Source organism: Psychrobacter sp. M13 (assembly GCF_030718935.1).
Classification (GTDB): domain Bacteria; phylum Pseudomonadota; class Gammaproteobacteria; order Pseudomonadales; family Moraxellaceae; genus Psychrobacter; species Psychrobacter immobilis_G.
The window spans coordinates 2,068,769-2,081,515 of sequence record NZ_CP132194.1 but is presented as its reverse complement, the minus strand read 5'-3'; the positions used below and the strand labels follow the sequence as shown (position 1 = coordinate 2,081,515).

Sequence of the window (12,747 nt, the reverse complement as noted above, 5' to 3'; positions counted from 1 at the left end):
CTTTATTATTTACACTATTCTCTATTCTAGGTACACCCACTTATTATGAATAATTCTGCTGATTTCACGCCAAAAGATGATGATGTATTCGGTCGTATTGCCAATCGCTACGATATCCTTTGTGATTTATTTAGTTTTGGTATTCATAGGTTTTGGAAGCGTAGGGTTGCCTATATCATTGGCAACGCGCCTTGGCAAAACCTATTAGATGTGGCTTCAGGTACAGGTGATATCGTCTATCGAATTTTGCAACAGCGGCAATTTAGTAGTGCTACGGATAACTTGCATCATATTATCGTCTCAGATATAAGTGTGCAAATGCTGGATAAGGCTAAAGAGAAAATGACTAACTACAGTGCGAACACTTCATTTATGCCTTTAGACGCTGAAAATATGATACAGATTGAGAGCGCCAGCCAAGATGTGGTATCTATCTCTTTAGGATTGAAAATATGTGATAGACATAAGGCATTGCAAGAAGCTTATCGAGTATTAAAAGCAGAGGGTAGGCTAGTCGTTTTAGAAGCTTCTAACATTCCTATTAACTGGATTCATAAATTATATTTAGGATATATGTCAGTGGTAATGCCACTGATTGGTTGGCTGGCAACGGGTGGTGACAGCTCAGCTTATCAGTACTTGCTTAAGGGCGTAAAAGACTTCCCTAGTGCCGAAGTCTTAGCGCAAGAGATGAAAGATATTGGCTTTGGTGAGGTCAATTTTGAGCGCTTAAGCTTTGGCATTGTCGCTATTCATATGGCACGTAAACTATAGTCAAGCTACTGCTATGATATGCACACACGCTCAATCGCTGCTATTTTCAAAGTCATAGCCTTTGACCGCTGGCGTGCTTTTAGAGAAATCAATTTGATAGTTATGAGTCTGATCTTTATCATCGATAAGTCCATTACCGTCACTGTCTGAGTGAGTGATAAAATAATAACGCGATAGTTGAGGTAGCCATTTGGTGGTTTGGATAAATTCATTATCAGGATGCAGTTTGAGCAACTTATCCCCTTTATCGTCACTCATATATAGCGCTTGCTGTTTAAATAAATTTTTATCTTTGGCATCTTTTTGATTTGGCGTCTCATTAATATGATAGATAGCATGCTTAAATAAAGTGTTTACGGTCTCAAAACGCGGCGTTCTATAAACTTCGTCTGTAGCATTATCAGACTCTATATCTTTCACGATATTAGCGTCCACAATAGCATCATCATTTGAATTTATTTTTAAAATACGTTTTCTGGTGACATGAGGAATAAAGATACTACGGATAATAAAGCTATCGTCAACCAATAACTTTTTTTCTACGCCAGTTGCGAGGTCTTCAAAGACGATATTACTGATGTAGGTTTGATAGGTATAAGGCTCCGTTTCTGCAAAAATGGTAGGTTGCCATTTATCCCTAGATTTTGTGCTACTTAAACTTTCATCCTGCTCAGCAGTCAAGCTAAGTGGCGAGATCGGATGAAGCAGAGTAGGCCAGCCTTTAATATAGTGCGGGAACTCTATTTGCGTGGCGATGGGCGCTGGAGTAGTAGCAGTACTGGCATCTGAATTATCAGTCTGAGTTGGACTATCAGTTTGAATGCTGTCTGTAGCGTCACGGTTATTACTGGGCTGACAACCGCTAAGTGATAACGCAAGTGCTAAACCTATGCTCAGGAATAAGGACGATTCTGCTAGATGTTTATTATAACTAATCATGATTATGCTATCCAATATCAATGAAGTTATATTTAATCATACGCATATACTTTATTATTTCAATAAAGTTACATGGAAAGTTGATGGAATAGATATCGCTATGCTACTTTTATTTAAATCCCATTCCCAATCTGTTCAGCCAATGTCTGCAACTTAGGCACTATCATTGCTGCATATTCCTTTGCATCCCAGTTCGCTCTTGGCACACTAGCGTTCAACGAGTAGCCATACTGTCCTGTCGTCACATCAAATACCCCAACGGCTACTGCTAAGATATCTGCTGAATACTCGCCATCAGATAGTGTATAGCCGTGAGTTTGGTGATACTGCGCTGATTTTACTAGAGTCGCTCTTGCCTGAAGAGCATTCGCTTCACTGAGTCGATTTCGCAAATTAGCATCAATAACACTCTGTCTAGTCAATGAGCTTACGGCATAAAATGCCCGACCAATAGCGGTATCAGCAATAGGGACAGCGGAGCCCACTTGCAGATTTACCGATAGCCGTGCAGGGCTACGATAGCAGGCTAAATAACGCATCTCTCCTTCAATCTCGGTGGCTAAATTCACTGACACTTCATTGTCTAACGCAAACTGACGCAATAGAGGCTCTGCAAATGCCACCAAATCATGCTGACTCCAAGCGCTAGCGCTTAAACGAACCGCACTGCTGCCTAGCTGATATTGACCCTGCGCAGTGGTACGCAAGAATCCAAGGGTAGTCAACGTATAAATCAGTCGCGTAACGGTGGCTTTGGGTAGCCCAGTCATCTGACACAACTGTTGATGGCTTATTTGCGGTTGATGCTCAAATGCAGAGAGCAACAGTAAACCACGGCCAAGCGCGGTGATAAATCGCCGATCTTCAGCTTCTTTACTGTGTATGAGCTGGTTATTAATGTTCTCTAATAAAAGCGTGTTTTTTATCATTTTATAGCCATAGTTAGCGATAGGGGTTTACAGCAGTCTATAATTCTGCTTAAATGGTTTCATAATATGAAACTAAGTTTCGCATAGTGGAACTGATAAAGCAAGCAGCAAATTTAAGATAAGTAAACTAACGCTTAATACTCATATTCACAGTTCTATTATAAATATAGCGTTTTACCCCCTATCAACACCTATGTTACGCAAACCCGTCAAGGAGCACGATATGACAGAACCTACTAGCCTACGTACTACTACCAGCCCAAGTTTCGATTGGGAAGATCCGTTTTTATTACGCGATCAGTTAACGGATGAAGAGCGTATGGTCACCGATACCGCGCACCAGTTTTTTCAAAAAGAGCTGATGCCTAATATCGTTGAGGCCAATCGCAATGAGGTTTTCGATCGTAATATCATGCGTCAAATGGGTGAGATGGGTCTGCTTGGTGTGACTATTGAGGGCTATGATTGCGCGGGTATGTCCAGTGTTGCTTATGGTTTACTGGCTAAAGAAGTGGAAGCGGTTGACTCAGGCTACCGCTCAGCGATGAGTGTGCAGTCAAGCTTGGTTATGCATCCTATCTATGAGTACGGCACTGAGGAGCAACGAGAAAAATTCTTGCCAAAATTAGCGTCTGGCGAATACGTAGGCTGCTTTGGCTTGACTGAGCCGGACTCAGGCTCAGATCCTGCCTCTATGTCAACGCGTGCACGCAAAGTCACTGGCGGTTATGAGATGACTGGCACAAAGATGTGGATTACCAACAGTCCTATCGCTGATGTATTCGTCGTTTGGGCTAAGGATGATGAGGGTATTATCCGTGGCTTTATATTAGAAAAAGGCATGAAAGGCTTATCAGCACCCAAAATTAGCGGTAAGTTTTCACTACGTGCCTCGGTGACTGGCGAGATTGTCATGGACAAAGTGTTCGTCCCTGAAGCTAATGCCTTTCCAGATATTCGTGGACTCAAAGGCCCTTTTGGTTGTTTAAACAAAGCTCGCTACGGCATTGCATGGGGCTCAATGGGGGCTGCAGAATTCTGCTGGAAAGCAGCACGTCAATATACCTTAGATCGTAAGCAATTTGGTCGTCCGCTAGCAGCGACTCAGCTAATACAGCTCAAGCTTGCCAATATGCAAACGGAGATTACTCTTGGTTTGCAAGCGGCGCTACGGGTCGGCCGCCTGATGGATGAGCATAATGCAGCGCCTGAGATGATATCGCTGATTAAGCGTAATAACTGCGGCAAAGCGCTCGATATCGCCCGTGTCGCCCGTGACATGCATGGTGGTAATGGTATCTCTGATGAGTTTCATATCATCCGTCACGTCATGAACTTAGAAGCGGTCAACACTTATGAGGGCACTCATGATATTCATGCGCTTATCTTAGGTCGTGCTCAGACGGGTATCCAAGCGTTTTATTAAGACGTCTTAGCTAATCATAAAAAGCGTGCGCTACTGTTCAGCTCTTAGTATAGCGTCCAGTAACGTACGCTTTTTATTGGCTATTGATTACCAAAAAATCTATCAAAAGCGCTTATCAATTATTAATAGCAGCTTTTAAGTAAAAAATAATGAATCGCTGAAGAAAAGTGCGCAAAGACTTATTAAGATATAGGAGGTTTTATGACCACAAATACGGTTAATGCCAATAGTGATAATAGTGCCAGTAATAACAACATTGATAATGGTGCTTTGCACGGTATCAAAGTTTTAGATTTATCTAGAGTATTAGCAGGGCCATCGTGCACTCAAGTATTGGCGGATTTAGGCGCAGAAGTCATAAAAGTCGAGCGTCCACATATTGGTGATGAGACGCGACATTGGGCACCGCCTGCTTTTAGTGATGAGACTTCAGCGTATTATGCGACGATTAATCGCAATAAAAAATCACTCACTGTGGATATCACTACGCCAGCTGGGCAAAATATTATTAAACAGCTGATAGCCGATAGCGATATTTTGGTAGAGAACTTTAAGGTTGGAGGTCTAAAGAAATATGGTTTGGATTACGCCAGTCTTAAGCAAGACCATCCACGCTTGATATATGCATCTTTGACTGGTTTTGGGCAAACTGGCCCTGATGCTAAGCTGCCCGGTTATGATTATATTATCCAAGGGCTATCAGGATTGATGAGTATTACTGGACCGAGCGCTGGTGAACCGCACAAAGTTGGGGTCGCCGTCGTTGACTTATTTGCAGGTTTGCAGCTGACGATAGGTATTCAAGCTGCCTTGATAGCACGGCAACATAGCGGGCGTGGACAGCATGTCGATGTGGCACTGCTCGATAGTGCGCTGGCGATGCTAGCTAATGTCGGTATGAATCATTTAGCATCTGGTGAAGTACCGCCCAGACTTGGCAATCAGCATCCTAATATTGTCCCTTATCAAGTGTTCGCAGGCGAGGGCGATCAGCACTTTATCCTAGCTTGTGGCAACGACAGCCAGTTCGCTAAGCTATGCGCAATATTAGAGGTTAGTTGGCAGCGGGATGAGCGTTTTGCTACTAATCCAGCACGAGTAAAGCATCGCAAACTACTGTGTGAATGGTTAAGTAAAAAGTTTGCTCAGCAGCCTCGGGCGTATTGGTTACGGACATTATCACAAGCAGGTGTCCCTGCGGGTGCTATTCATAATGTCGCTGAAGCCTTGGCTATGCCACAAGCGCAGGCGCGTGAGATGGTTGTAGATTTTGCTGCACAAGGTAGTCCAGTGCGAGCATTAGGAAATCCGATTAAGCTATCAGCATCGCCCGTCAGTTATCGTACGCCGCCACCACGATTGAGTGAGCATACCGATAGTACGCTGGCATCACTTGGCTATGACAGCGAGATGATTGCTAAGCTTATAGCGGATGGTATTGTTTAGTAGTTACTCCTTTACAGTCTTGCTAATTAAGGGAGTGTTTAGGCGTAACATTATCCAGTTATGCTGAGTGCGCGGCATGAAAGCCCAGACGCTGCTCTATCTGTTCAGCCAGCTCAATGAGAGCGGCACTGACCTCAGCTCGTTTGGACTCGTACTCTGCTTGCAAAAAGCTGACTGCCATCCCTATAGTAGCATTGCCTGAAGCATTGCGGATATAAGTGCCTAAGCAATACATGCCATCGCGTAGCTGTCCATCGTCGAGCGAGATACGACTACCGTTAATAGTGCTAAGCTCAGCAGATAATTTGACAAAGCTATCTACACCATTTTGGGTGATGGGCGAAGGAAACTTGCTTTCATATATAGACTCAATAGTCTGCATAGATAGGGTAGAGAGCATAGCTTTACCCGTAGCCGAAAACACCGCAGGCACTCGTACGCCAGCACGGAAAGTAAATCCTAAAGAGGCAGGAGCTTCATGACAGGCCAAAAACACCACCTCACCCAAGTCAAGCTTGGATAAAGTCACCGTATGCTGTAGTAATACAGGATACTGGATAATTAAGTCTTTGAATAACTGTATAACACCTTGCTGCTGCTCATATTTACCGGCCCAATATAATAGATAGGAGCCCAAATGAAAGCGACTATCAGCGTCTTTGTAGATCACATGTTTGGCGAGCAAACTTTGTAAAATATTATGAGTAGAGCTACGAGGCAAGTCTAATTGCCGAGCGATATGCGCAGCTGTTAGCGGCTGACCACTATCAGTAATCAAATCTAATATTTGAAAAGTCTTGTCCAAAGCGGGAACGGCGGTAGTGCTCATATATTTCCTATGCCCTAAAAATGGCGACCAAAGTCATCATAATATTATTAATAATAAAGGTTGCAAAGTACAGCCTATCGTTCCTATAATGAGTCTCATATATAGAACACGTGTTCAACATATTGAACAATGTATAGTATAGAACAAAGTACTGGTTATCAATCATTTATTGAATCATAGCTTATATTCTGTATAAACGAACGAATAATAAAATCAATAAGCTTGTAGTAAAGCTTAACGACAAGGAGCGTTTTGATGTCAAACACCTCAGCAACAACAGCATTCAATTTATCTGATCCAAGCTTATTTAAGCAGCAGTGCCTTATCAAAGATGGCTGGTATGCGGCCAGTGATGCTGCCACTATTGACGTCACCAATCCGTTTAGTGGCGATGTCATTGGTACTGTTCCAAGCCTGACGACCCAAGATGTCAATGATGCGGTGAGCTATTCTCACGAGGTTCAAGTTGCCTGGACGGCCAAAACCGCGCAAGAGCGTAGCACACTATTACAGAAGTGGGCTGATCTTATTGATGCTAACCTCGAAGATCTAGCGATTATCATGACCGTTGAGCAAGGTAAGCCTCTGAGCGAATCTCGCGGCGAGATTGGTTATGCCAATAGTTTTATTCGTTGGTTCGCTGAAGAAGGCAAACGAGTCTATGGTGATGTCATTCCTTCTAGCAAAGCAGAGCTGCGCTATGTCATTCTAAAGCAGCCTGCTGGGGTTTGTGCGGCGATTACTCCTTGGAACTTTCCTGCAGCGATGATTACTCGTAAAGCGGCACCGGCACTGGCAGCAGGTTGTACGATGATTATCAAGCCTGCTACCGAAACTCCGTTTTCGGCACTAGCTATAGTCGCTTTAGCTGAGCAAGCGGGTATTCCAGCTGGCGTGATTCAAGTGGTTACCGGTAAGTCTTCAGTCATCGGCGACATCCTAACCGGTGATGCGCGTATCCATAAACTCTCCTTTACAGGGTCTACCGAAGTCGGTCGTACCTTAATGGCGCAGTGTGCGCCAACGATCAAAAAGCTATCGCTAGAGCTGGGCGGTAACGCGCCTTTTATCGTCTTTGAAGATGCCGATTTAGACAAAGCTGCTGATGGCTTGATTGCTTCTAAGTATCGCAATGCAGGTCAGACGTGTGTTTGTGCCAACCGTGTCTATGTACAGGACAGCATCAAAGAAAAATTCTTAGACATCTTCATCAAAAAAGTCGCTGAGCTAAAAGTCGGTAATGGGCTAGATGAAGGGGTTAACGTCGGTCCTTTAATTAATGAAAAAGCACTAGAGAAAGTACAAGCATTACTAAAAGACGCTTTGGATAAAGGGGCCACTTTAATCACTGGTGGCAGCACTAATAATGCCTCAGCGCTCAGTTATAACCCGACGGTAATCAGCGATATTAGCAGCGACATGGATATCGCAAGTGAAGAGATATTTGGCCCTATCGCACCGATATTTACCTTCTCAAGCGAAGAAGAAGTTATTCATGCCGCTAACGATACTATTTATGGCCTAGCCGCTTATTTTTATACTAGTGATTATGCGCGGGCATGGCGCGTCACTGAAGGTTTAGAGTACGGTATGGTCGGTCATAATACGGGTATGATTTCTACTGAAGTCGCTCCGTTTGGTGGCGTTAAGCAGTCAGGGTTTGGCCGCGAAGGCTCAAAATACGGCATAGAAGAATATGTCGTGACTAAGTACTGGTGTTCAGACATCAGTTAGCTTTATTCGTTAAATAAATCACTAATCACATAACTTTTATATCTAAAATACAGAAAAGGACATTCTTATGACGACTACAGCCACCAATAAATCGTTACTTGAGCGCCGCAAAGCAGTACTACCCACTGGACTTGGCATCGCGTTTCCTATCTTTGCAGAAAAAGCCAAAAACTCAGAAGTTTGGGATGTTGAAGGCAATCGCTATATCGACTTTGTTGGTGGTATCTCGGTACTGAATACGGGCCATAGCCATCCTAAGATTACTCAGCGCGTCCATGAGCAGCTCGATAAGTTTACTCACACCGCAGCGCAAATGATCAACTATGAATGCTATGTTGAGCTGGCTGAAAAGCTGTGCGAAAAAGCGCCGATTAACGGTGATAAAAAGGCATTATTTTTGACCACTGGCGCAGAAGCGGTCGAAAACTGCATCAAGATTGCCCGTGCTAAAACAGGTCGTCCTGGTATTATCTCTTTTGTTGGCGGCTGGCATGGTCGTACGCTGATGTGCATGGGCTTGACTGGTAAAGTCATACCGTACAAAAAAGACTTTGGCCCTATGCCAGGCTCTATTTTTCATGCGCTATTTCCTTGTGAAGAGCAAAACGTCACTGAAGCACAAGCATTGCATAGCCTTGAGATGATTTTTCAAGCGTCTATCGATCCTAGTGAAGTGGCGGCGATGATCATTGAGCCTGTACAAGGTGAAGGCGGTTTTCATCAAGTGACGCCTTCATTTGCCAAAGCGCTACGTGCTATTTGTGACGAGCATGGCATCGTATTGATATTTGATGAAGTGCAGTGTGGCTTTGCTAGAACCGGTACATTATTTGCCACTGAGCAATTAGGCGTTGAGCCTGATTTGATGACGTGCGCCAAAAGCCTAGCGGGTGGTTATCCGATCTCAGCTGTTATCGGTCGCGCCGATATTATGGATGCGCCGAAAACAGGTGGTCTTGGCGGTACTTATTCGGGTAATCCACTAGCTTGTGTCGCCGCTTTAGCCGTGATGGAAGTGATTGAGGAAGAGAACCTGCTTGCGCGTAGTATCGAGATTGGCGACAAAATTGAAAAATTCCTAAAAGATATGAGCTTGAGCAGTATTGGTCATATCCGTCACAAAGGCGCGATGCTAGCGTTTGAGATAATCGATAGCGAAGGCAACCCAGATGCCGCCGCGACTGCTCATTTAAAAGCCAAAGCTTTTGAGCATGGGCTATTACTAGCGTCGTGTGGTATGCATGGCAATGCCATCCGCGTCATGGTACCGCTCACTGTCGAAGACAAGGTACTACAAGAAGGTCTTGATATCATCAAGACTATATTAACCGCTGCATAAGTAGTCGTTTATAAGCGGCTGTTTATAAGCCCTAATTTATAAGCCCTAATTTATAAGCCCTGATGTATAAGTAATAAGATTTGATAATTCAAATCTTAAGCAAGGCACTGCTTAGCGCTTATGACCTTACGTTTAATATCGGTCTGAGTAACACAACGGCGCCTTGCACGACAAGACGCCGTTGTTGTTTGTAGCATTACTTCATCGGTAGCGTTTAGATAAATTAAAAACACTGATAAATAATAAAGATTAGGATTAGTAACACAGGTTTGATTGATTAACGAATAGCTTACTTAGTAGCTGTTAGTTGAGCAGCTAAGGCGGTCAAATGTTTGATCTATCAAGGATGACACTAAGACAAGGAGTAGGTTATGTCTGGATTAAAAAAATCGCTAGGGGTGTTTGATATTATCGCCTTAGCATTTGGAGCGATGGTTGGTTGGGGTTGGGTCGTTTTGGCAGGGGGTTGGATTATTGCTGCTGGAACTTGGGGTGCGATGTTAGCATTTTTATTAGGGGGCATGGCAGTGATCCTAATTGGGGTGACTTATGCTGAGTTGGCAGCGTCAATGCCTATTACTGGGGGTGAACATACTTATACGCATCGAGCGTTAGGGGTCAACGTCTCCTTTATTTGCTCATGGAGTATTCTATTTGGTTACTTCTCTGTAGTAGCTTTTGAAGCTGTTGCATTACCGACGGTGGTTGAATACTTTATTCCCAACTATAACCAAGGCTATTTATGGACTATCGCTGGTTGGGATGTTTACGCCACTTGGGTCGGTGTAGGGATGCTTGGCTCAGTGGTTGTCACTTGGCTAAATATTCGTGGCATGGAGGTCAGCGCTTGGTTCCAAAAAACCGCAGTCGTTGGTATTTTGTTCGTTGGTATACTGCTATTTGTTGGTGCTATATTGTATAACCCTGCCAATTCAACGGCAGTACAAGCACCTGCGTTTATTGGTGGTGCAGCTGGCGTAATGGCGGTTATCGTGATGGTGCCCTTTATGTTTGTAGGGTTTGACGTTATTCCACAAGCCGCAGAAGAGATCGATCTTACTCGTCCTAATATCGGTAAGTTTTTGATTATCTCAATCGTCATCGCGGTATTATGGTATGTTGCTGTGGCTTGGAGTGTTGGCACTACGCTACCATTAATACAAGCAGAGAACTCGACATTGGCAACGGCTGATGCGATGACCAACGCCTGGAGTGGTAAATGGGCAGGAATTTTACTGGTCATTGGTGGTGTACTCGGTATTTTATCGAGCTGGAATGCGTTCTTAATTGGTGGTAGTCGTCTGCTTTACGCGATGTCTAAGGCACGGATGTTACCAGCATTTTTAGGTAAGCTGCATCCAAAGTACAACACCCCTGTGAATGCTATTTTATTGATAGGTGGCCTTGCTACACTTGCGCCGTTATTTGGTCGTAAGATGTTGGTTTGGATTGTTGATGCCGGCGGTTTTGGTATTGTGATTGCCTATACATGCGTGGCGATCTCGTTTCTGGTGTTGCGTTATCGCGAGCCTGATATGGTACGTCCCTTTAAAATACCAGCAGGTAAGCTTGTCGGTGTAGTCACTATTATTCTCAGCTTTGGCTTATTGACCTTGTATATGCCAGGCATGCCTTCAGCACTTATTGGTGTTGAGTGGTGGATCTTTATAGGGTGGACATTACTTGGTATTGCTTTGTATAGCTATGCAAGAATCAAATACCCTGGCATCAGTGAATCTATCATGGCTGAAGAATTACGTGAGCTGAAAATCGTTAACCAGCTTTGGCTAAAAGATAATCCTCCTAAAAGATAACTTATAAGTCACTGTTTTGTTCTAAAATAGCTCAAGAAAAAGGCCTAACTTTTATAGTTAGGCCCTTTTCTTGAGCTAAGTCTATCGATTAAGACTTATCACGAATGAGTTTATAGTTTAAGAACTCAGTGATACCGAGGGTACCTAACTCGCGACCAAATCCTGAACGCTTAACACCGCCAAATGGTGTATTAGCTTCAGAACCAGAAGGGGCATTGATAGTGACCATACCTACCTCAAGCTTATCAGCGATATCAGCAGCAAGATCGGCATCTTGAGTTTGAATAGAAGCGCCTAGACCAAAAGGCACGTCATTAGCAATCTCAATTGCATGAGCGATATCGCGCGCTTTATAGATGACAGCAACCGGACCAAATAGCTCTTCGCTATAGACATTCATAGAGCTATCGACGTCAGCGAGGACGGCAGGTGCAAACCAAGCACCAGCTTTGTCTTTAGTCATACCGCCTTCAACCAGTACCGTTGCACCGTCTTGAATAGCGCTATCTAGCTGCTTTTGTAAGTTCTTAGCAGCACTCATTGAAGACATAGGACCGATAAAAGTATCTTCTTGCATAGGGTCAGCCGCTGAAATACCGCGTACCGCATCGGTGAAGCCTTTTACAAACGGCTCGTACACCTCTTCTACTACTATAAGACGTTTAGCTGCATTACAAGCTTGTCCTGTATTGCCAAAGCGACCGACAATAGCGTTTTGAACCGCTTGCGCGATATCAGCATCTGCTGCCACGATAAAGGCATCAGAACCACCAAGCTCTAACACGACTTTTTTGAGGGCGCCGCCAGCTTCTTTGGCAACCGCTGCACCAGCACGTTCAGAGCCTGTTAATGAAATACCTTGAACCCGCTTATCTTGGATAATAGTTGCAGCTTGCTCGTTAGTGGCAAAGATATTGTTATAAACGCCTTTAGGTAGGCCGGCATCCTTGAGGATATCGACGATAACTTCAGCAGTCTTAGGGCATTGCGGCGCGTGCTTGAGGATAATAGTATTACCCGCCATAACGTTTGGTGCGACAAAACGTGCAACCTGATAATGCGGATAGTTCCACGGCATGATACCGAGTAGTGCACCGACGGGATGTTTTTCTACCGACGCTGAGCCTGTATCAACCTCAATTTTACTAGTCGCTAATAGCTGCTCTGCGTTATCGGCATAGTAGCGGTAAATGTCAGCGACTAGGCCGATTTCACCTTTAGCTTGCGCGACAGGTTTGCCCATCTCTGTTGCTACAATTTGTGCTAGCTCATCTTGACGCTCAATATAAATATCAGCGACTTTATGCATCAATGCACTGCGTTCATTTAGCGAGACATGACGCCAGTCTTGATAGGCATCATCCGCACTTTTGATCGCATGTTGGATGTCACTGTCATTGGCAGCTGGATAGGTAGCTTCAAGCTCGCCAGTAGCTGGGTTGTTAACTTGATAATCGCTCATAAAATTCCTTGGGTTAAAGTCCGTTTTTGGTTTTTATTTAAAGATAGAGCATAAA

10 protein-coding genes are annotated in these 12,747 nt (G+C 44.0%); 6 read left to right on the top strand and 4 right to left on the bottom strand.

The window, feature by feature from the left end:
* The first annotated feature begins 45 nt into the window (after positions 1-45).
* Complete coding sequence (locus Q9G97_RS08670; protein ID WP_305898477.1) at positions 46-774, top strand: ubiquinone/menaquinone biosynthesis methyltransferase; 729 nt, start codon at positions 46-48, stop codon at positions 772-774.
* Between the two features lie 30 nt (positions 775-804).
* Here the strand turns inward: Q9G97_RS08670 and Q9G97_RS08665 are convergent, their stop codons facing one another.
* Positions 805-1,713: a hypothetical protein gene (locus Q9G97_RS08665; protein WP_305898476.1), complete on the bottom strand. Its 909-nt coding sequence runs from the start codon at positions 1,711-1,713 to the stop codon at positions 805-807.
* A gap of 113 nt (positions 1,714-1,826) precedes the next feature.
* A complete protein-coding gene (locus Q9G97_RS08660; protein ID WP_305898475.1) occupies positions 1,827-2,642 on the bottom strand; it encodes an IclR family transcriptional regulator in 816 nt (271 codons plus the stop codon).
* A gap of 223 nt (positions 2,643-2,865) precedes the next feature.
* Between Q9G97_RS08660 and Q9G97_RS08655 the strand changes: the two genes are divergently transcribed.
* Both Q9G97_RS08655 and Q9G97_RS08650 read left to right on the top strand, forming a co-directional pair.
* Positions 2,866-4,068 (top strand): acyl-CoA dehydrogenase, encoded by a 1,203-nt coding sequence (locus Q9G97_RS08655; RefSeq protein WP_305898474.1) that lies wholly within the window; start codon positions 2,866-2,868, stop codon positions 4,066-4,068.
* A 201-nt stretch (positions 4,069-4,269) separates the two neighbouring features.
* A complete protein-coding gene (locus Q9G97_RS08650) occupies positions 4,270-5,514 on the top strand; it encodes a CaiB/BaiF CoA-transferase family protein (protein WP_305898473.1) in 1,245 nt (414 codons plus the stop codon).
* Positions 5,515-5,572: 58 nt separating this feature from the next.
* Here Q9G97_RS08650 and Q9G97_RS08645 read toward each other — a convergent pair whose 3' ends face one another.
* Positions 5,573-6,343 carry an IclR family transcriptional regulator gene (locus tag Q9G97_RS08645; protein WP_305898472.1) on the bottom strand — a complete coding sequence of 257 codons (771 nt, stop codon included), beginning with the start codon at positions 6,341-6,343 and terminating at the stop codon, positions 5,573-5,575.
* 255 nt (positions 6,344-6,598) lie between these two features.
* Between Q9G97_RS08645 and Q9G97_RS08640 the strand changes: the two genes are divergently transcribed.
* The 3 genes from Q9G97_RS08640 (at position 6,599) to Q9G97_RS08630 (ending at position 11,230) form a co-directional block, all read left to right on the top strand.
* The gene (locus tag Q9G97_RS08640) at positions 6,599-8,077 is read left to right on the top strand and encodes an NAD-dependent succinate-semialdehyde dehydrogenase (RefSeq protein WP_305898471.1); all 1,479 of its coding nucleotides are present in this window, start codon (positions 6,599-6,601) and stop codon (positions 8,075-8,077) included.
* Positions 8,078-8,144: 67 nt separating this feature from the next.
* Positions 8,145-9,416, top strand: coding sequence for a 4-aminobutyrate--2-oxoglutarate transaminase (gene gabT, locus Q9G97_RS08635; RefSeq protein WP_305898470.1), 1,272 nt, complete (start codon positions 8,145-8,147; stop codon positions 9,414-9,416).
* Positions 9,417-9,787: 371 nt separating this feature from the next.
* Positions 9,788-11,230: an APC family permease gene (locus tag Q9G97_RS08630; protein ID WP_305898469.1), complete on the top strand. Its 1,443-nt coding sequence runs from the start codon at positions 9,788-9,790 to the stop codon at positions 11,228-11,230.
* Between the two features lie 88 nt (positions 11,231-11,318).
* Here the strand turns inward: Q9G97_RS08630 and Q9G97_RS08625 are convergent, their stop codons facing one another.
* The gene (locus Q9G97_RS08625; protein ID WP_305898468.1) at positions 11,319-12,692 is read right to left on the bottom strand and encodes an NAD-dependent succinate-semialdehyde dehydrogenase; all 1,374 of its coding nucleotides are present in this window, start codon (positions 12,690-12,692) and stop codon (positions 11,319-11,321) included.
* Between the last annotated feature and the right edge of the window lie 55 nt (positions 12,693-12,747).

Coding starts and splice junctions, on each gene's coding strand:
- gabT (WP_305898470.1), top strand. CDS start 8,145: ATGACGACTACAGCCACCAATAAATCGTTACTTGAGCGCCGCAAAGCA.
- Q9G97_RS08630 (WP_305898469.1), top strand. CDS start 9,788: ATGTCTGGATTAAAAAAATCGCTAGGGGTGTTTGATATTATCGCCTTA.
- Q9G97_RS08665 (WP_305898476.1), bottom strand. CDS start 1,713: ATGATTAGTTATAATAAACATCTAGCAGAATCGTCCTTATTCCTGAGC.
- Q9G97_RS08650 (WP_305898473.1), top strand. CDS start 4,270: ATGACCACAAATACGGTTAATGCCAATAGTGATAATAGTGCCAGTAAT.
- Q9G97_RS08640 (WP_305898471.1), top strand. CDS start 6,599: ATGTCAAACACCTCAGCAACAACAGCATTCAATTTATCTGATCCAAGC.
- Q9G97_RS08660 (WP_305898475.1), bottom strand. CDS start 2,642: ATGATAAAAAACACGCTTTTATTAGAGAACATTAATAACCAGCTCATA.
- Q9G97_RS08670 (WP_305898477.1), top strand. CDS start 46: ATGAATAATTCTGCTGATTTCACGCCAAAAGATGATGATGTATTCGGT.
- Q9G97_RS08625 (WP_305898468.1), bottom strand. CDS start 12,692: ATGAGCGATTATCAAGTTAACAACCCAGCTACTGGCGAGCTTGAAGCT.
- Q9G97_RS08645 (WP_305898472.1), bottom strand. CDS start 6,343: ATGAGCACTACCGCCGTTCCCGCTTTGGACAAGACTTTTCAAATATTA.
- Q9G97_RS08655 (WP_305898474.1), top strand. CDS start 2,866: ATGACAGAACCTACTAGCCTACGTACTACTACCAGCCCAAGTTTCGAT.